This is a genomic window from Sphingomonas faeni, assembly GCF_040407495.1.
Lineage (GTDB): Bacteria > Pseudomonadota > Alphaproteobacteria > Sphingomonadales > Sphingomonadaceae > Sphingomonas > Sphingomonas faeni_D.
The window spans coordinates 183,882-202,784 of the sequence record NZ_JAPZPP010000002.1 but is presented as its reverse complement, the minus strand read 5'-3'; the positions used below and the strand labels follow the sequence as shown (position 1 = coordinate 202,784).

Annotated in this window: 17 protein-coding genes; 8 read left to right on the top strand and 9 right to left on the bottom strand. The window is 64.9% G+C overall.

Features of this window, described 5'->3' with window-relative positions:
* Nucleotides 1-6: 6 nt before the first annotated feature.
* The 6 genes from panB (at nucleotide 7) to O6W96_RS05750 (ending at nucleotide 5,203) form a co-directional block, all read left to right on the top strand.
* Nucleotides 7-867, top strand: coding sequence for a 3-methyl-2-oxobutanoate hydroxymethyltransferase (panB, locus tag O6W96_RS05775; RefSeq protein WP_353468706.1), 861 nt, complete (start codon nucleotides 7-9; stop codon nucleotides 865-867).
* A gap of 72 nt (nucleotides 868-939) precedes the next feature.
* Nucleotides 940-1,680: a tetratricopeptide repeat protein gene (locus O6W96_RS05770; RefSeq protein WP_353468705.1), complete on the top strand. Its 741-nt coding sequence runs from the start codon at nucleotides 940-942 to the stop codon at nucleotides 1,678-1,680.
* Entirely contained in the window at nucleotides 1,677-2,999 is a 1,323-nt protein-coding gene (locus tag O6W96_RS05765; protein WP_353468704.1) for a PQQ-binding-like beta-propeller repeat protein, read from the top strand. Before O6W96_RS05770 ends, O6W96_RS05765 begins: the two co-directional genes overlap by 4 nt.
* Nucleotides 3,000-3,070: 71 nt before the next feature.
* Nucleotides 3,071-4,459 carry a ribosome biogenesis GTPase Der gene (gene der / locus O6W96_RS05760; protein WP_056050847.1) on the top strand — a complete coding sequence of 463 codons (1,389 nt, stop codon included), beginning with the start codon at nucleotides 3,071-3,073 and terminating at the stop codon, nucleotides 4,457-4,459.
* A gap of 3 nt (nucleotides 4,460-4,462) precedes the next feature.
* The gene (locus O6W96_RS05755; RefSeq protein WP_353468703.1) at nucleotides 4,463-4,681 is read left to right on the top strand and encodes a sulfurtransferase TusA family protein; all 219 of its coding nucleotides are present in this window, start codon (nucleotides 4,463-4,465) and stop codon (nucleotides 4,679-4,681) included.
* 81 nt (nucleotides 4,682-4,762) lie between these two features.
* Nucleotides 4,763-5,203 carry an Hpt domain-containing protein gene (locus O6W96_RS05750; protein WP_353468702.1) on the top strand — a complete coding sequence of 147 codons (441 nt, stop codon included), beginning with the start codon at nucleotides 4,763-4,765 and terminating at the stop codon, nucleotides 5,201-5,203.
* A gap of 172 nt (nucleotides 5,204-5,375) precedes the next feature.
* Here O6W96_RS05750 and bfr read toward each other — a convergent pair whose 3' ends face one another.
* The 6 genes from bfr to map form a co-directional block, all read right to left on the bottom strand.
* Complete coding sequence (gene bfr, locus O6W96_RS05745; RefSeq protein WP_056486959.1) at nucleotides 5,376-5,891, bottom strand: bacterioferritin; 516 nt, start codon at nucleotides 5,889-5,891, stop codon at nucleotides 5,376-5,378.
* 103 nt (nucleotides 5,892-5,994) lie between these two features.
* Nucleotides 5,995-6,165, bottom strand: coding sequence for a (2Fe-2S)-binding protein (locus O6W96_RS05740; protein ID WP_082441433.1), 171 nt, complete (start codon nucleotides 6,163-6,165; stop codon nucleotides 5,995-5,997).
* A 75-nt stretch (nucleotides 6,166-6,240) separates the two neighbouring features.
* The gene (locus O6W96_RS05735) at nucleotides 6,241-7,440 is read right to left on the bottom strand and encodes a DUF418 domain-containing protein (protein ID WP_353468701.1); all 1,200 of its coding nucleotides are present in this window, start codon (nucleotides 7,438-7,440) and stop codon (nucleotides 6,241-6,243) included.
* A 1,022-nt stretch (nucleotides 7,441-8,462) separates the two neighbouring features.
* Nucleotides 8,463-10,691, bottom strand: coding sequence for a phosphoribosylformylglycinamidine synthase subunit PurL (gene purL / locus O6W96_RS05730; RefSeq protein ID WP_353468700.1), 2,229 nt, complete (start codon nucleotides 10,689-10,691; stop codon nucleotides 8,463-8,465).
* 81 nt (nucleotides 10,692-10,772) lie between these two features.
* The gene (locus tag O6W96_RS05725; RefSeq protein WP_353468699.1) at nucleotides 10,773-11,048 is read right to left on the bottom strand and encodes a BrnA antitoxin family protein; all 276 of its coding nucleotides are present in this window, start codon (nucleotides 11,046-11,048) and stop codon (nucleotides 10,773-10,775) included.
* A gap of 251 nt (nucleotides 11,049-11,299) precedes the next feature.
* The gene (gene map, locus O6W96_RS05720; protein ID WP_353468698.1) at nucleotides 11,300-12,127 is read right to left on the bottom strand and encodes a type I methionyl aminopeptidase; all 828 of its coding nucleotides are present in this window, start codon (nucleotides 12,125-12,127) and stop codon (nucleotides 11,300-11,302) included.
* A gap of 51 nt (nucleotides 12,128-12,178) precedes the next feature.
* On the opposite strand from map, the gene O6W96_RS05715 reads away from it, so the two are divergent.
* Nucleotides 12,179-12,937, top strand: a complete 759-nt coding sequence (locus tag O6W96_RS05715) for a competence/damage-inducible protein A (RefSeq protein WP_353468697.1) — start codon at nucleotides 12,179-12,181, stop codon at nucleotides 12,935-12,937.
* Nucleotides 12,938-13,464: 527 nt separating this feature from the next.
* Here the strand turns inward: O6W96_RS05715 and O6W96_RS05710 are convergent.
* Nucleotides 13,465-13,698, bottom strand: a complete 234-nt coding sequence (locus O6W96_RS05710; RefSeq protein WP_353468696.1) for a hypothetical protein — start codon at nucleotides 13,696-13,698, stop codon at nucleotides 13,465-13,467.
* 128 nt (nucleotides 13,699-13,826) lie between these two features.
* Entirely contained in the window at nucleotides 13,827-16,181 is a 2,355-nt protein-coding gene (locus O6W96_RS05705) for a GH92 family glycosyl hydrolase (protein WP_353468695.1), read from the bottom strand.
* A gap of 428 nt (nucleotides 16,182-16,609) precedes the next feature.
* On the opposite strand from O6W96_RS05705, the gene O6W96_RS05700 reads away from it, so the two are divergent.
* Nucleotides 16,610-17,809, top strand: coding sequence for an ROK family transcriptional regulator (locus O6W96_RS05700; RefSeq protein ID WP_353468694.1), 1,200 nt, complete (start codon nucleotides 16,610-16,612; stop codon nucleotides 17,807-17,809).
* 74 nt (nucleotides 17,810-17,883) lie between these two features.
* Here O6W96_RS05700 and O6W96_RS05695 read toward each other — a convergent pair whose 3' ends face one another.
* The gene (locus tag O6W96_RS05695) at nucleotides 17,884-18,891 is read right to left on the bottom strand and encodes a LacI family DNA-binding transcriptional regulator (RefSeq protein ID WP_353468693.1); all 1,008 of its coding nucleotides are present in this window, start codon (nucleotides 18,889-18,891) and stop codon (nucleotides 17,884-17,886) included.
* Between the last annotated feature and the right edge of the window lie 12 nt (nucleotides 18,892-18,903).

The window sequence follows — 18,903 nt, the reverse complement described above, 5'->3', positions numbered from 1 at the left end:
GCTTCCATGTCCACGACCTACACCCTCGACACCGCGACGAGTCGCGCCAACCCGACGCCGGCGCCGCTCAAGCGCCTGACGATCCCCGCGATCCGTCGCCAGAAGGGCAAGACGCCGCTCGTCATGCTCACCGCCTACACCGTTCGGACCGCGCAGCTTCTCGATCCGCACTGCGACATGCTGCTGGTCGGCGATAGCTTGGGTCAGGTGATCTACGGCCTGCCGTCGACCGTGCCCGTTACGCTTGAGATGATGGCGGCCCACGGCGCGGCGGTCGTGCGGGGCAGCTATCATGCGGTGGTCGTGATCGACATGCCGTTCGGCAGCTACGAAGCCTCGCCCGAAAAGGCGTTCGAAAGTGCGGCATTCCTGCTCAAGCAGACCGGCGCCGCTGCGGTGAAACTCGAGGGGGGCACTGCGATGGCACCGACCGTCAAGTTCCTCACCGAGCGTGGTATTCCGGTGATGGGCCATGTCGGCCTGACCCCCCAAGCAGTCAACGTCCTCGGCGGCTACGGCGCCCGCGGTCGTACGCCTGAGGAAGCCGCCAAGATCGTCGCCGACGCGCAGAGCATCGCCGAGGCCGGCGCATTCTCGCTGGTGATCGAAGGCGTGGTCGAGCCGATCGCGATCGAGATCACAAACAGCGTGGCCTGCCCGACGATCGGCATTGGTGCGTCCGCACAATGCGACGGTCAGGTGCTGGTGACCGAGGACATGCTCGGGATGTTCGACCGGACGGCAAAGTTCGTGAAGCGGTTCGCCGACATCGCCGACACGATCTCATCCGCGACGCAGACCTACGCGGACGACGTTCGATCGCGCGCGTTTCCGAGCGCCGAGCAGGTCTACGCGCCCAAGGATTGATCCGCTTCCGTTTCGGTTCCGGCGCGGCTAAGGTCCGCGCCGCCCACCCCCTCACTATTCCCGGAGCATTCCTTGGCCCTCCCGCCGAAAACCGATCAAGCATTCCTGCGTGAGGTCGACGAAGAACTGCGACGCGACCAGCTCGCCGGGTTCTGGACGAACTGGGGCAAATGGGTCGCGGTCGGCGTTGTCGCCGCACTCGCGGCACTGGCTGGCTTCCTTTATTGGCAGCATCACAATGGCGAGGCCGCTGGCGTCGAGGGCGAACAGCTTCAGGCAGCGTATGATTCGCTCGGCGCCAACAACGCCGCAGCCGCGTCAAAGCCGCTCGCCGAACTCGCCAAGTCGAACCGCGACGGCTACCGAGCGCTCGCGATGTTCACGCAGGCCGACGTCCTTCTCCAGAAGGACGATCTGAAGGGCGCCGCCGCCAAGCTCGGCGCGATCGCTGCCGATACGTCGCTGGCCAAGCCGTTCCGCGATCTCGCACTCGTTCGCCAGACCTCGGCCGAGTTCGACACGCTGAAGCCGCAGGTCATCGTCGAACGGCTTCGTCCGCTCGCAGTGCCCGGTGGTCCGTGGCTCGGTAGCGCCGGCGAGATGGTCGCGATCTCCTATCTCCGCATGAACCAGCGCCAGCAGGCGGGCACTTTGTTCGGTCAGATCGCTCGTGATACCGGCGTGCCCGAGACGATCCGTCAACGCGCGGTTCAGATGGCTGGCGTACTGGGTGTGGACGCTGTTGCCAGCACGGGCGCTACTGCCAGGGTGATCACCCCGGCTGCATCAAACGAGGATACCAAGGCGCAATGATGAAGACATATCGGGTGACGGTCGCCGTCGCCGCGCTGATGGCGCTCAGCGGTTGTGGAATCTTCAAGGGTGGCGTCAAAAAGACCCCGACCATCGGTGACCGGGTCTCGATCCTGGTCTCCGAGAATGAGGTCGAGACCGACAAGACGATCGCCGACGTGCAGGTCCTGCTGCCCGCGCCTGCGGTCAATGACGCCTGGGCTCAGCCCGGCGGCAACCCCGCCAAGTCGATGGGCCAACTCGCGCTCGGCGATCAGCCGAAGCGCTTTTGGCAAGCCTCGATCGACGGCGGCTCGAACCGCGAGCGCCTCGGCGCCGCACCGGTCGTTGCTGACGGCAAGCTGTTCGTCACCGACGTCACCGCGACTATTCACGCTTTCACCGCCGATACCGGCGCGGCGCTGTGGAGCGCGGGCATCACCGAGGGCAAGCTCAACAAGGCCGCACGCTTCGGCGGCGGCGTCAGCTATGACGACGGCAAGCTCTACGCGACCGACGGAGTCGGCGATGTCGTTGCGATGAACGCCGCCGACGGCGCGATCTTGTGGCGTGCCAAGCCCGGTGCGCCGCTGCGTGGGTCGCCGACCGTCGCCAATGGCGCGGTGTACGTCCTGACGCAGGACAATCAGGTGTTCTCGCTCAACCAGGCCGATGGCAAAGTCCAGTGGGTCCAGTCTGGCACGCTCGAAACGCAAGGCGTGTTCGGCGTCGCGGCCCCCGCGGTCAGCCAGGGCACCGTCGTCGCCGGCTTCTCCAGCGGCGAACTCAGTGCCTATCGCTACGAGAATGGCCGCATTCTCTGGCAGGACGCACTGTCGCGCACCTCGGTCACCACCTCTGTGTCGAGCCTGTCGGACATCGACGCCGCGCCGGTGATCGATGGCGGCCGCGTGTACGCGGTCGGGCAGGGTGGCCGCATGGTCGCGCTCGAACTGTCGACCGGTCAGCGCCTGTGGGAGCAGAACTTCGCGGGTATCTCGACGCCGTGGATCGCAGGCGAATGGCTGTTCGTGGTCACCGACGATGCCCGCCTCGTCTGCCTGTCGCGCTCGAACGGCAAGGCGCGCTGGATCGCCCAGCTGCCGCGCTTCCAGAACGAGAAGAAGCGCAGCAATGCTATCACCTGGTTCGGTCCTATCCTGGCTGGTAATCACCTCGTCCTGACCAATTCGCGTGGCGAGATCAACTTCGTCTCGCCGACCGACGGTACGGTAAGTTCGACGATCGAGACCAAGACGCCGTTCTCGCTGCCACCGATCGTCGCGAACTCGACGCTCTACACGCTCGACCAAAAGGGCAAGGTCACCGCGTATAGGTGACGCCGACTCCCTCTCCCCGGCGGGGAGAGGGACTAGGTGACCTTTGCCGCGACACGCGCTAAGGCCCCCTCATGTCCAAACTCCCCGTGGTCGCGATCGTCGGCCGCCCAAATGTCGGCAAGTCGACCCTTTTCAACCGCCTCGTCGGCAAGAAGCTCGCGCTGGTCGACGATCGCCCTGGCGTCACGCGCGATCGCCGCGAAGGCGATGCGTCGCTGATCGGCCTCGAATTCCGCATCATCGACACCGCCGGCTACGAAGACCACGACGCCCAGACCTTGCCCGGCCGCATGCGCCAGCAGACCGAAGCCGCCGTCGAGCAGGCCGACGTCGCGCTGTTCCTGTTCGACGCGCGCGCCGGCATCGTCCCGCTCGACGAAGAGATCGCGCGCTGGCTGCGTACCGCCGACGTTCCCGTCATTCTCGTCGCTAACAAGGCCGAAGGCCGCGCCGGCGAAGACGGTATTCTCGAATCGCTAGCACTTGGGTTCGGCGATCCGGTCCAGCTGTCAGCGGAACATGGCGAAGGCCTGGGCGACCTGTTCGAAGGCCTGCTCCCGCTGCTCGAAGGCAAGGAAGAGCCCCCCGAGGAACAGCCGGACAACGAATACGAAGGCCCGCTGAAGCTCGCGATCGTCGGTCGTCCGAACGCGGGCAAGTCGACGCTCGTCAACCGCATCCTCGGCGAAGACCGGATGATCACCGGCCCCGAAGCCGGGATCACGCGCGATTCGATCAGCGTCGACTATGACTGGCACCCGACCGGTGGCGAAGCACGCAAAGTCCGCCTGATCGACACCGCGGGCATGCGCAAGCGTGCCAAGGTGCAGGACAAGCTCGAGAAGATGTCGGTCGAGGACGCGCTCCACGCGGTCGACTTCGCCGAGGTCGTTGTACTGCTGCTCGATGCCACGCTCGGTCTTGAAGCGCAGGATCTCCGCATCGCCGACAAGGTGCTGCAGGAGGGCCGTGCGCTCGTCATCGCGCTCAACAAATGGGATATCGCCGAAAGCGCCTCGTCGCTGTTCAACGGCGTCAAGCGTGCGCTCGAAGACGGTCTGAGCCAGGTCAAGGGCGTCACCGTGATGACCGTGTCAGGCGCAACCGGCAAGGGTATCGACCAGTTGCTGCAAGCCTGTTTCGACACGCGCGACGCCTGGTCGAAGCGCGTCGGTACCGGCGAACTCAACCGCTGGTTCGAGCGCGCGATCGAGGCGACCCCGCCACCGGCGCCAGGCGGCAAGCGGATCAAGATGCGCTACGTCACGCAGGTCAAGACGCGGCCGCCCAGCTTCGTCATCTTTGGCACGCGCGTCGATCAGTTGCCGGCAAGTTACGAACGCTATCTGGTCAATTCGATGCGCAAGGACCTGGGCTTTGGCGCGGTCCCCGTCCGCTTGATGTTCCGGGCACCGAAGAACCCGTACGACGACAACGGCAGGGGCGGCGGAGGCAGCTAGGCGGTGTCCGCCGTAGTCCATATCGATGCCAGGGGCATGCGCTGCCCCTGGCCCGCGGTACGGCTCGCAAAGGCGCTACGGGGCGGAGCGAAAGCGGTCACGGTCATCGCCGACGACCCCAAGGCACCGACCGAGCTCGAGTTGGTTGCGACGGCTGCGAATGCGAAAATAGAGATCGTTTTGGATGAAGTTTCGCCGACTTTCATCGTAACACTTTTGTAGCGTGACAACATTGTGTTTACCCAAGTTGGGTACAGCGTGATCCGACCTTCATGGCGGATTGCCGAACGGGAGAAGGCGACAGTGTCGTTCGAAGGAAGCACCTTGATCAACTGGCCGGCGTTTGCGCAGGCGCGGAGTGAGCTGGGCGCGGGGTTTGTACGAATTCTCGGCTATTTTCGCGAAGATGGCGTGAAGTCGGTCGCAGCGATCGAAGCGGCGATGCGCGCGCTCAACGCGGCGGCGATGGTGATCCCCGCGCACACGCTCAAAGGCGAAGCACGGCAGTTCGGGGCCGAGCCCTTGGCCGATCTGGCCGAGGCGATCGAGACGATCGCGCGTGACTGTGTGGAGATGCAGGATACGCCTGACGAAGCGCTCGAGCACATCGTCCAGCTTCGGCCGCTGTTCGTCGAAACGCTGACACTGTTGGAACGCGAGGCTAATCCGGTTCTCGCGCGCAAGCCAGTTGTCGGTGGCGGGTTTGGTCGCCGCGCCGTGCCGACCGGCTTCGGCGGGGACTAAAATTTGTCCTCCCCCGCGAGGAGGAGGTGGCAGGCGCCAGCCTGACGGAGGGGGAGGTATGCGAAACCGCTGTTCCGCCTCCTCCCCCTCCGTTACCTTTGGCGACACCTCCCTCTGGCAGGGGAGGATTAAGTCTTTCAGGCGATACCGGCTCACCGGCATCGCCGGTAGCTCAGCCCTTCAGATACGGAGCCGCGCCAGCCTTTGGCGAATCATGCTCCGAGATCGAGTTGAGCTGGATGTAGTTGTGGATGCCCATCCGTGCGATCATCTCGAACTGGCGCTCGAGCGTATCGACATGCTCTTCCTCGCTGGCGAGGATGCGCGCGAACAGGTCGCGGCTGATGTAGTCCTTGACCTCTTCGCAGTACGAGATCGCGCCCTTAAGCTGGACGGTGGCCTCGACTTCGAGCGCCAGATCCGACTTCAGGACCTCCTCGACGGTCTCGCCGATGCGGAGGCGGCCGAGCAGCTGGAAGTTCGGCAGGCCATCGAGGAACAGGATGCGCTCCGACAGCCAGTCGGCGTGCTTCATCTCGTCGATCGATTCCATCCGCTCGTACTGGGCGAGCTTGTAGACTCCCCAATGCTCGAGCATCCGGTAATGGAGCCAATATTGATTGACCGCGGTCAGCTCGTTCTTGAGCGCCTCGTTCAGGAATTCGATTACTTGGGGGTCGCCGCGCATGGCCATATCTCCGTCACCTCTGAGGAGCATGTAGCGGGCTGACACAGATTAGCACAACCCCCAAAAATGGCGGTTTTCCGGGCTTTTTTAGCTGTTGCGACGCTTATGCAGCGGCGCGTTCCTCGTCGATAATAGCTCGCGCTATCGATGTACACTGGCCGCATTTGGGTTTCCGGCCCATCGAACGGAAGGCCTGGCACGGTGTAGTGCAACCGCCGCGTGCGCAGTTGCGAACGTCGGATTCTCGTATGGCATTGCAAACGCAGACGACCATGGGAACTCCCTAGCTGTAAGCCGGAGATACGGATAATGCGAACCACTCGCAAGCTCTTTTGCGTCTTAGTCGCAACTAGTCCGATCGGTTCGTCGTGAACGCCGAACCGCGCATCGGCTGCCACGTGAATCGCGACAGGCTGCGCCACAGCCATTCGAGCGGACCATAGCGGAAGCGATCAAGCCACGGTTTCGACCATAGGAGCATCAGCAGGCAGATCGGCACGACCACGAGATAGAGGTGCGCTCGCGACAATGTGCCGTACAGCCCGAACCCATATCCGTAGAACAGCGTGGTGCAGAGGACCGTCGTGCCGAGATAGTTGGTGAACGCCATTCGACCCGCCGCCGAGACTCGGGTCGTCAGCCAGCCGCCGGGCTGTGCGAGCAGGATGATTGCCGCGGCGTAACCCATGATCGTCAGTGGCCGAAGCGGGGTTGCGAGCGCGAGCCACGACAGCGCGACATAGCGCGCGTCGAACCCGTGGGCGATGTCGAACGCCGCGATGGCCGCATAGCAAATCCAGCCGAGTCCGATCCCGACGACCGCAATCACGGTGTAGCGTCGCCGCGACCATTCCCCCGTCAGGAACCCCGATCGCAGCCCCGCCATGCCGAACAGCATGAAGCCTAGCGTCTCCGGACCCGTGGCGGTGAGGGACGTGATCGGTCCAGCGGCGTGCATCCAACGCCACGCGACGAGATCGTGCCATCCGCCGCGCCCGACGGCCAGTTCGCGCTCGACGCCGGCGAGGGACGGCTGGCCGAACTGATCCGCCAACGATTGCCAGTTGGCAATGATCCGCGCAGTCGCGCCGGGCCGGTGCGCGGCGGCGTGAAGGTCGAACGTGTAGGCGACGAGCGTCGTCAGCTCGACCGTCTGGAGCGCAATGCAGGCAAGCCCGACGCCGATCAGCCAGCGGACTGGCAACCGCGCGAACATGTACGCAAGCGCGCCGACCAGCGCGTAGTGCGCGAGGATGTCGCCCCACCACAGCAGGTACAAATGCGCGATGCCGAACACGAACAGCCACGCCATGCGGCGGAGGTGGACGGTCGCCGGGTCTTCGCCGCTCGCCTCGGCCCGGTCGATGACCAGCAGCATCGACCCGCCGAACAGGACCGAGAAGAGCCCGCGCATCTTGCCGTCGATGACGACGAAGGTCGTGGTCCAGGCGATGAGGTCGGGCGTGCTTGGCCAGCCCATCGAGGCGGGGGTCATGTAGGCGAATTCGGGGAAGCCGAATGCGGCGATGTTTGAAGCGAGTATGCCCATGACGGCGACCCCTCGGATGAGGTCTAGCGTCGCGATTCTGGTGGGGGCGGGGGTCATGTGGAACGCCGGAAGTGCACGAAGTGCAGACGCTGGTGCAGCATTCCGCGGGTGCGTTGCGCTGGTTGGACTGCGGGGCTTTCGACGTCGGTGATGGTCGTCGCGTCGGTACCGTGGAGGGCGTCGGGCGTGGCCATTTTGGAGGGGGCGGGGGTCATGCGAAATGCCGGAAGTGCACAAAGTGCAGACGCTCGCGCAGTATTTCGCGGGGCCGTTGTAGGGATTGGGCGATGACAGTGGCGCGTTTGGCTGCACTTTAGGAGCGGACGGCGTTGGCTGGGTCGGACGGACCTGGGCAGCGCTCGATCGACGCTTGGGTTCGGGCGCGGCGTTTTGGTAGCGGGGTAGGAGAGTAATGCGGTCATGGTTCGACGCTGGCATATCGCTGTGGTGTAGGACAGGGCGCTTTGCAGGGTGTCTTAGGGTAGCGTGACCTCCCGTTTTGGTGAATCCGCTATCCGGTCGGTGATCTGCGCCACCTGTCTTTTCTGCGCGATGCCCTGCAGCACTGCGCCTCTTGTCCTCCAAGCTGCTCCGCCTCTCCCGTCACCCTTGCGGGAGCTGGGGTGTTGCTGTTGACGAGCGCTGCGGCCTGATGCGGGAGATCCCAGCTTTCGCTGGGATGACGGAGAGGGGAGGTGGCCGAGCTCTACTCGAGCTAGATCGGACGACATATCTTGGTTCGTTGTTCTCCCGCGAAGGCGGGAGCCCAGACTGGGTCCCCGCCTTCGCGGGGACACATGCTGTGTTTGAGTTGGTACCTTACCGCGACGGACAACCACCCCGGCGGAGGCCGGGGCCCAATCGGGGGACGGTAGTCGCTGGAGACAGTGCCTCGTTACTGCGGCCATCCCAATTGGGCCCCGGCCTCCGCCGGGGTGGCTGCTTTGCTTTGCTCTACTTACTTTGCGTTGGGGCAGGGCGGGGGCAATCCAGCAACTGCTGGCCACCCGCCGCAGAACCTATCACGCGAGCGCTGCGTCGACGCCCATCAGCTTCGGGAAGAACCCCTCGTGCGCCGAGCGCAACGTGTCGAGCGCGATGACGTCGTCGCGGTCGGGGCGTTCGAAGATCAGGCGCTTGCCGCCGGTGCGACCCAGGGGTTCGGCTTCGACGTCGGCTGCATGCGCCGCACCGAGGAAGTCGAGCAGCGAATGGTCGTCGACGGTGACGATGTAGACGCCCTGGTCCTCCGCGAAGAACGAGCGCGCGCAGTCGAACGGCTGCTTGCGGTCGATCATCGCGCCGATCCCGCCGGCGAGCGCCATCTCGGCGAGCGTCACCGCGATGCCGCCGTCGGAGACGTCGTGGACGGCCGTCAGCTGGCCCAACGCGATCGCTTCACGGATCAGGTCGCCGACGCGGCGTTCGGCGGCGAGGTCGACCGGCGGGGGCGGGCCGGCGTCGAGCTGTTCGCGGCCGTGGCATTCGCGCAGCCAGAGCGACTGGCCGAGATGGCCGCCGCGCGTGCCGACCGCGAGGATGATGTCGCCCGAGCCCTTGAACGCGATCGTCGCATTCTTCTGCCAGTCCGCCAGCAACCCGATCGCGCCGATCGCCGGGGTCGGCAGGATCGCCGAGCCGCCGCCGGTCGCCTTCGACTCGTTGTAGAGCGAGACGTTGCCCGAGACGATCGGGAAGTCGAGCGCGATGCAGGCGTCGCTCATGCCTTCGAGGCAACCGACGATCTGGCCCATGATCTCGGGGCGCTGCGGGTTGGCGAAGTTGAGGCAGTTGGTGACGGCGAGCGGCAGCGCGCCGACCGCGGTCAGGTTGCGCCAGGCTTCGGCAACCGCCTGCTTGCCGCCCTCGACGGGATCGGCAAAGCAATAGCGCGGGGTGCAGTCGGTGGTCATCGCCAGCGCCTTCTGCGTGCCGTGGACGCGGACGACCGCGGCGTCGCCACCGGGGCGCTGCACCGTGTCGGCGCCGACCATGTGATCGTACTGCTCCCAGATCCAGCGGCGCGAGGCGACGTCGGGCGAGCCCATCAACGTGAGCAGGTCGGCGGCGATGTCGCTGCTGTGCGGCGCGTTTTCGAGCGGTGCGGGCTTCGGCGTCGGCACGTGCGGGCGGTCGTAGAGCGGCGCTTCGTCGGCAAGCGGCCCGAGCGGGATGTCGCAGACGGTCTCGCCCTTGAACGTCAGCACCATCCGGCCGGTGTCGGTGACGCGGCCGATCACCGCGAAATCGAGCTCCCACTTCTTGAAGATCGCCTCGGCCTCGGCTTCGCGGCCGGGTTTCAGGACCATCAGCATGCGCTCCTGCGATTCCGAGAGCATCATCTCGTACGGCGTCATACCGGTCTCGCGCTGCGGCACGTCGTCCATCGTCAGCTCGATGCCGACGCCGCCCTTTGACGCCATTTCCACGGCCGAAGATGTAAGGCCCGCCGCGCCCATGTCCTGGATCGCGACGATGACGTCGGTAGCCATGAGTTCGAGGCAGGCTTCGATCAGCAGCTTCTCGGTGAAGGGATCGCCGACCTGCACGGTCGGGCGCTTGGCGTCGGAATCCTCGCCGAAATCGGCCGAGGCCATCGTCGCGCCGTGGATGCCGTCGCGGCCGGTCTTGCTGCCGACATAGACGATCGGATTGCCGATGCCCGAGGCTGCGGAATAGAAGATCTTGTCCTGATCGGCGATCCCGACGGTCATCGCGTTGACAAGGATGTTGCCGTCATACGCCGAGTGGAAGTTCACTTCGCCGCCGACGGTCGGCACGCCGACGCAGTTGCCGTAGCCGCCGATGCCGTGGACGACGCCCGAGATCAGGTGGCGCATCTTGGGGTGATTAGGGCGGCCGAAGCGGAGCGCGTTCAGGTTGGCGATCGGCCGCGCGCCCATCGTGAAGACGTCGCGGAGGATGCCGCCGACGCCGGTCGCAGCACCCTGATAGGGCTCGATGTAGGACGGGTGGTTGTGGCTCTCCATCTTGAAGATCGCCGCCTGGTTGTCGCCGATATCGACGACGCCGGCGTTCTCGCCCGGGCCACAGATGACGCGCGGACCCTTGGTGGGCAGCTTCATCAGGTGGATCTTGCTGGATTTGTAGCTGCAATGCTCGGACCACATGACCGAGAAGATGCCGAGCTCGACCATGTTCGGCTCGCGGCCGATGGCGCGCAGGACGCGCTCATATTCTTCGGGGGACAGGCCGTGGTCGGCGACGATCTGCGGTGTGATCTCGGTCATGGGGCAGGCTTTAGCGGGGTGGGGGGCGTACGTCACCTGTGCGAACCACGACAATGTGACTTGGGACCGTAATTATCCCGCTTATGGCTTAGCGCCGCGCAACGTTTCGTTCATCCGCGACTGCCAGCCGGGGCCGCTCGCGCGAAATCTTTCGAGCACGTCGTTGTCGAGGCGTAGAAACACGAGGGACTTGCCAGAGGTTACGGAGCCCTTTGGCCGGCCGCGCGACTTGTTGCCGTTCGGAAAGGCCGCTGCCATTTCCGGGAAGTCTGCGATCGGCCGTGCCCGCGCGAAATCGGCTTCGGTCCATTCGGGATTGTCATCGTCGAATACGACCTCGGGGGTATCACCAGCCATGACGGCGCAACTCCTTCGCATCGGCGCGGCGCAGGTTGATTTAAACGAAAGCGTCGTTCGTTGCCATGTGCCGGGTCGGGCCCCCCAGATCCCGTCATCCTGACGAAAGTCAGGATCCAGGGTAACCGAGTGCGGCGCCTTGTGGCACTGGATCCTGACTTTCGTCAGGGTGACGGTGGGGAGAGAGTGTCGCGGTGAATGATCGGCCATAGGGCAGAGCCGCAGTTTGCGACGCACGTCTGATCGCCGTATCAACCGTAGGGCGGCTGCGTGTAGCCCTTGGGGCTGAGCGTGAAGATGTCGCACCCCGTCTCGGTGATCCCGATCGAATGCTCGAACTGCGCGGACAGCGAGCGATCGCGCGTGACCGCCGTCCAGCCGTCGTCGAGCAGCTTCACGTCGGGGCGGCCGATGTTGATCATCGGCTCGATCGTGAAGATCATGCCGGGGCGGAGTTCGGGACCGGTGCCGGGCTTGCCGACATGAACGACCTCGGGGGCGTCGTGGAACAGGCGGCCGACGCCGTGCCCGCAGAAATCGCGGACCACGCCGTAACGGTGCTTCTCCGCGTGGCGCTGGATCGCATTGGCGACGTCGCCCATGCGGTTGCCCGGCTTGGCGTGCTCGATGCCGATCATCAGGCATTCGTAGGTGACTTCGACGAGCCGGCGCGCCTTGATCGGCACGTCGCCGATCAGATACATCCGGCTCGTGTCGCCGTGCCAACCGTCCAGTAAGGGCGTGACGTCGACGTTGACGATATCGCCCGATTTCAGCGTCTTCTCGCTCGGGATGCCGTGGCAGACGACATGGTTGATCGAGATGCAGACGCTGTGCGTGTAACCGCGATAGCCAAGCGTCGCGGGCACGCCGCCGCCGGCGACGATGAAGTCGTAGATGAGCCGGTCGATCTCGGCGGTGGTCACGCCCGGCACCATGTGCGGGACGATCATGTCGAGCGTTTCGGCGGCGAGCTGCCCTGCCTTCATCATGCCGGCGAACGCGGCGGGGCCGTGGAGCTTGATGGCGCCGGTGCGTGCGTCGGGTTGGTCCGAGGTGACGGTTACATATTCGGTCATGTCGCGCGATATAGCGTGGCGGGCGCGGTTTTGCGAGGCTATGCGAGGGGCATGGTAGAGGAACGCATCTGGACGGCCGCGCTGACGATCATCGGCGACGAGATTCTGTCGGGCCGCACGCAGGACAAGAACGTCGCGCAGATCGCGGCCTGGCTCAACGTGCAGGGCATCCGCCTCGCCGAGGTGCGCGTGGTCGCCGACAAGACCGAGGCGATCGTCGAGGCGGTCAACATTTTGCGCGCCCGCAACGATTACCTGTTCACGACCGGCGGGATCGGGCCGACCCACGACGACATTACCGTGGATGCGATCGCCGAGGCGCTGGGCGTCGCGGTCGAGCATCATCCGCGCGCGATGGCGGTGCTGGAGGCGTATTACGCGACACGCGGCGGGCTTACGGAAGCGCGCGCAAGGATGGCGCGAGTACCGGTCGGGGCGGACCTGATCGACAACAAGGTGTCGGGCGCGCCGGGGATCCGGATCGGCAACATCTTCATTATGGCGGGCGTGCCGCACATTACCGCCGGAATGCTCGACGCTTTGACGAGCACGCTGGAAGGCGGGCGCCCGGTGGTGTCGAAGACGATCGGTTGCTGGGTCGCGGAGTCGGAGGTCGCGGACATCCTGCGCGATGCGGAGAAGACGCATGAGGGCGTCGCGATCGGCAGCTATCCGTTCTTTCGCGATGGCAAGACGGGCGCGAACTTCGTCGTGCGAAGTTCGGACGAGGCGCTGGTCGATCGTTGCCTGGCGGACCTCACGCGCGATCTCGAAGCGACCGGTCGAACCGTCAGCGCGCAGGCGATCTAGGCGGGTCAAATATCATCCCTGCCCGTCTGGTAAGCGCCAGGGAAGGATAACGCTGTAGAGCCTCAAGCCCCCCGTTCGCAGCCTTCGATATCGGGATAGAACGCATCAGGGTCGAAGTGCGCGCGCGGACGTGTGATCAGGCCGACAATTCTCCCACTACCTGCTCCGAAAGCGTCGGCGCACCGACACCGAAGCGGATGCGGACATAGCCCATGCTGCCGACCAGCGCCTGCAGCACTACGACATAGTCCACTCCATCCGGCGGTTGCTCTTGCTGCGGTCGGTGTTGGGAAATTCGATGTCGACCGCGCTAAAGGTCAATGCGTCGGTGCCATACGAGGCGCGTCATGCGAAGAGCGGAAGTATCAGAACGATCCAGCGCGACGTTTCATCGTCGGCGAACTCCCCACAAGCGCTTCATCGTCGGTACGGACGGCAGCGCTGGTGTATCGGATCAGCTAAAGGTGTAAAAAACTAGTCGCTAAGGCATTGAAAATGGGGCGGCATCTACATGCCGCCCCACCGTCTTAGTTGCTGTCGGAGTTATCGTCGCCGCCGTCGATCGCCATGTACAGACCGCCACCAACGGCGACGGCTGCAAGCGCGACGATGAGCAGACCGGGACCTGCAGCCTTGCTGTCGTCGCTGGTCGAGGTGCCGGCGCGGACCGGCTTTGCAGCCGAAACGGTTGCGGCTGCGTTGGCGGCAACTGGCATCGCTGCTGCAGCGATTGCGGACACGGCAAGAATGACTTTACGCATTTAAAAACTCCCTTTTACACGAAACACTCGACTATGAGCTTTGGTCAAAACAGTGAAGAACTAATTAATGCTATACCCAACATGGCTAGCATAAGTTGTGTTTTGATCGCGCTTTTACAGTCGTTCGGTCACCGTGCAGACCCTGCACGCCGGGTCGAGCCAACACTCGAGGACGAAAACGGCCTGGCCTTCGTATCCTGGCCCCAGCGCTTGTTCGGCTGTGCGCCCATCACGAACCGCAGTTCGCCGCCCTGCCGGATCTCGGCGTCGCGAAGATAGCTCCGGATGAGGGGCGCGCCGTTCAACATGACCGATTGGATGTAGGGGTTGGCATCCGACAGATTGTCCGTCCGGATCGCGAACTGCTTGCCGCCGGGGAGCGTGATCGTCGCCTCCGACAGGAACGGGCGCCCGATGACATATTCGTTCGAACCCGGCGCGACCGGATAAAAGCCGAGCGCGGTGAACACGAGCCAGGCGGACATCTGCCCGAGATCATCGTTACCGCTCAGCCCTTCGGGCTTTGCGCCATATTGGCTCGCGACGATCTGCCCGAGTCGTGCCTGCGTCCGCCACGGCGCACCGGCGTAATTATAGAGATAGGCGACGTGGTGGCTCGGTTCGTTGCCGTGGATATACTGCCCGATCAGCCCGGCGATATCCTCCGCATGGCTGTAGTCGACCTTCGAATTGTCGAACTCGAACATCGCATCGAGCTTCTTCACGGTCTTCGCATCGCCGCCGAGCAGCCGGAACAGCCCCGCCTGATCCTGCGGCACGAACCAGCTATATTGCCACGCATTGCCCTCCGTATAATCGGAGCCATAGTTGATCGCGGTCGGATCGAAGGGGGTGCGGAACGCGCCGTTCGCAAGCCTTGCGCGCAACCAGCCGGACTTCGCGTCGAAGCTGTTGCGCCAGTTCCCCGCGCGCTTTTCGAACCGCTCGGCGATGTCGGTCTTGCCCATCCGCCGTGCCATCCGTGCGATCGCCCAGTCGTCATAGGCATATTCGACCGTCTTCGACGCCGCCTCCGGCTCCTTGTCGATCGGGACGTAGCCGCGCTGGATATACTCGCCGAGCCCGCCATAGGACGCGTGATCCGCGCTCGCGACCATCGCCTGCAACGCGGCGTCCGCGTCGAAGCCGCCGATGCCCTTCATATACGCGTCGGCGATGACGGGGACGGCGTGATAGCCGATCATCGTCCACGTCTCGCGCCCGGCGAACTGCCAGACCGGGAGGATGCCGTCGGGGCTGTGCTGCTGGCTGGCGATCAGCGAGCGGACGATGTCGGAATTGGTCTTCTCCGGCTGGATCAGCGTCAGCAACGGGTGTTCGGCGCGGAACGTATCCCAGAGCGAGAAGGTCGATCGAACCGTGAAGCCGTCGGCCTGATGCACCTGATCATCCGGACCGCGGTAGCGCCCGTCGCTGTCGCTCCAGACGCTGGGGGCGAGCAGGCTGTGGTACAAGGCAGTCGCGAAGATCCGGCGCATCGGTGCCGCGGCCTCGAACTTGATCGCGCCGAGTGCCGTATCCCAATCGCTTCCAGTCTTGGCACGGACCGCGTCGAAGCCGCCGGGCTCGCTGTCCAGATTGGCGAGCGCGCCGGCTTCGTCGACCCCGGAGATCCCCACCTTCACCTCGAGCGGTGCGTCGAGCGTACCGAAATCGAGCCGCGCTTCGAGTGCCTGGCCGAGTTTCTCCGCCAGCGCATCGCTGCCGCGTCCTGGCCCCTGGAAGCCCTTGTACGGAATGTCCTTCTCACGGTTGACCAGTGCGTGGCCGACCAGCGGCGCCGAGAACCGCATCGCGAAGTAGAGCTTGCGTCCGGGTGCCCAGCCGCGCGTCTCGCGGAAGCCGGTGAGCACGCCATCGTCGCGCAGGTGCAGTCCTGACCAGAGGATCTTGCCGGGATAATTGTAGAGCGAAGACCGAAGATCGACGACGAGGTGTGCCGCCTTGCCCTTGGGGAAACTGTAGCGATGCACCCCGATCCGCGTGCCTGCCGTCATTTCCGCGCGCACGCCGGGACCGTCCAGCGTCACCGCGTAATAGCCCGGCTTGGCGACCTCGGTGGCATGCGAGAAACGCGACCGATAGCCGGGTGCGGCGGGCGTGCCGGGGTCCATCGGCACGGTGTCGCCCGACACCGGCATGACGAGGATGTCGCCGAGATCGGAATGCCCTGCGCCCGAAAAATGCGTGTGGCTGAACCCCTCGATCGTCGGATCGTCGTAGCGATAGCCGGCGGCATGGCCGTAGCAGGTGCGGATCACGCAGGATGTATCGGTGTCCGGTGACAACTGCACCATGCCGAACGGGGCGACGGCGCCCGGGAAGGTATGGCCTTCGCCGCCGGTGCCGATGAATGGATCGACCGCATCGCTCGGTTTGGCGGCATCCTGAGCGAAGCCGGGGCCGGCGAGTATCGTGGTGAGCAGCGCACCCATGAGGCATGATCGCGTGAAGATGGACATCGAGGTCACCCGTTCGGAGGGAAATAGGTTGCAGACACACCGGCGGTTGCGGCCAATGGCGACGTCACAGGGCGCCGCCGACATCGCCGGGTGCCGAAGATCTAGGGATCATGCCGGGTGCCAGGTGAACCATGTCGCGCGCATCCTCTTTTCGATCGGGGCAGGCTGGCTTCATCGCCCGCTCTTGCACAACCGTGCAAGTGGATTAGAACAACAAATTGCATAATTCAAATGAACAGTTTGGGGGCGGGGATGCAGGAAAAGGTCTTCAGACCGGGGCAATACGCTGCGCGTTCACGGGGCGCGAATAGCGCGCGCTTGCCAAGCCTTCGCAATCGCGGGATCACGTCCGTGTTAATCCGGAAGCCGCGACGTTGCGGTGAACGGCGGCTTCGTTTTCTATTCTCCAGCCTAAGTGATCGGTCCGCATGACTCTTCAAACGCCGCCGCGCCTGTCGGGGACCAATCTCGAGCGCGCCGCCGATCATAACCAGCGGGTGACGCTGCACGCCATTCGCCTCGGCGGATCGCTGACACGGATCGATCTTGCGCGCATCACCGGGCTGACCGGGCCGGCGATCGCCAACATTACCCGGCGGCTGTTGCAGGAAGGGATGATCGAGGAGGCAGGGCAGCGTCGCGGCGGACGCGGTCAACCGCCGACCAAACTCGTCGTTCGCGCCGACGCGTGTTATTCGATCGGCGTCAATATCGACCGCGACCATATCACGATCGTGCTGGTCGATTTCCTCGCGCAGATCCTCGCGCGCAAGTCGATCGAGATCAGCTTCGCGCTGCCCGACGACGTTCGCGATCTTTTCCGGCGCTCGGTACGCCAGATGCTGAAAAGCGCGAAGGTCGATCCCGCCAAGCTTGTCGGCATCGGCGTTGCGCGGCCGGACGACCTCGCGCTGGTCGCGATGCCGGGCCGTCCGGCGGCGTACGCGGCATGGGACGGGATCGACATGGCGGCGCTGTTCGACAAGCCGCTGTCGCTGCCCGTGTTCGTCGAGAACGATGCCGCCGCCGCCGCAATGGGCGAGATGCAGCTTGGTTTCGGACAGAATTACAGCAGTTTCTTCTATATCCTCGTGTCGTCGGGGCTGGGCGGCGGTTTTGTCGCCGATGGCGCGTATGTTCGCGGCACGCACGGACGCAGCGGCGAGCTCGGGTTCATGGCGGCCGGCGGTGGCAAGCGAGGGCGCGAAACCGTGCAGAAGCTGGTCTCGCTGTCCGGGCTTGCCGAGCATCTGGCGAGTTCGGGGTTCGAGATCGGACAGGTGCTGCACCAGGCCGAGTGGGCGCCGGACGTCGAACTTTGCCTCGAGGAATGGGTCGAGCGGGCGGCGCACACGCTCTGCACGCCGCTCGACGCGATCAACTGCCTGATCGATCCGGCGGTCATCCTGATCGGCGGGCGTCTCCCGAGCCGGCTGGTGGAGCGGGTCGCTGATCGCGTCAACGCTCTGATCCGGGATGCAACCGATGCGCCCGCAATCGCGCCGGTCCGTCGTGCTGCGCTGTCCGAGGATGCGCCGGCGGTCGGTGCGGCGATCCTGCCGTTCAGTCACTTCCTGCTGCCCAAGGCCGCGGCGCTCTGGAAGGATTCCGACGTGCATGCAGGCTGACGCCGGTCGCCGATCTGGGCAGCATGGCAACGAGCCGGAACAGCACGCCACCTCGCCCTTCATGCCGTCTGCGCTCAGTCGCCCGACCGGGGCGGGGCAGTGCTGTTGCGGATCACGAGTTCGTGTTGGAGTGTAACCTGCTGCGACGGGCTTTCGACACCGCGCAGGATATCGACCAGCAGTTCGACGGTACGGCGGCCGATCATGCCCTTTGGCTGGGCGATCGTCGTCAGCGGCGGCTGGAAATAGCGCGCGAGCGGAAGGTCGTCGAAGCCGATCACCGAGACGTCTTTCGGGCAAGACAGCCCCGCGTCGCCGACTGCGCTGAGCGCACCCATCGCCATTTCGTCGCTGAAGCAGAAGATCGCGGTCACGCCCTGCGCAATCAGGTCGCGGGTCTGCTCGACGGCGGATCCGGCGGAATAGTCGCCGATGCGGACGTGCAGGCTGTCGCGCAGGCCGGCGCGGGTCGCGGCGTCGATCGCACCCGCAAGGCGGTCGCGGCTGATCGGGCTGATCTCCGGGCCGGTGATCACGCCGATACTGCGGTGGCCGAGATCGATCAGATGCTCGATCGCGTCGGCGCTAGCGGCCGCGTTGTCGATGTGGACACTGGGGACGCCGAGGTCCGGGCTGTATTCGCAGCCGTTGACGATCGGCGCAGCAGCACCCTTGCGCGACAGCAGCGGCGCGAGGCTGGCGGGCAGACGGTGGCCGAGGAAGATGAGCCCGTCGACTTCGCGGCGCGAGAGCATCTCCGCATATTGGTCCTCGACGTCCGGATCGTGCCGGGTGTCGCCGACCACGACCGAGTATCCCGCATCCCGCGCCGCTTCTTCGGCGCCGCGGATGACGCTGGCGAAGAACGCGTTGGAAATATCGGGGACGGTCAGCAGGATCTTGGCGGCACGCAACGTCCGCAGGCTGCGTGCCGCGACGTTGGGTGTGTAGCCGGAGGATCGGACCACCGCGAGCACGCGCAGCCGCGTGTCTTCCGACACCTGTTCGGGTCGGCTGAGCACGCGCGACACCGTGGCGGTGGAGACGCCGGCGAGTGCGGCTACTTCGATGATCGTCGGCATAAGTCGTCATGT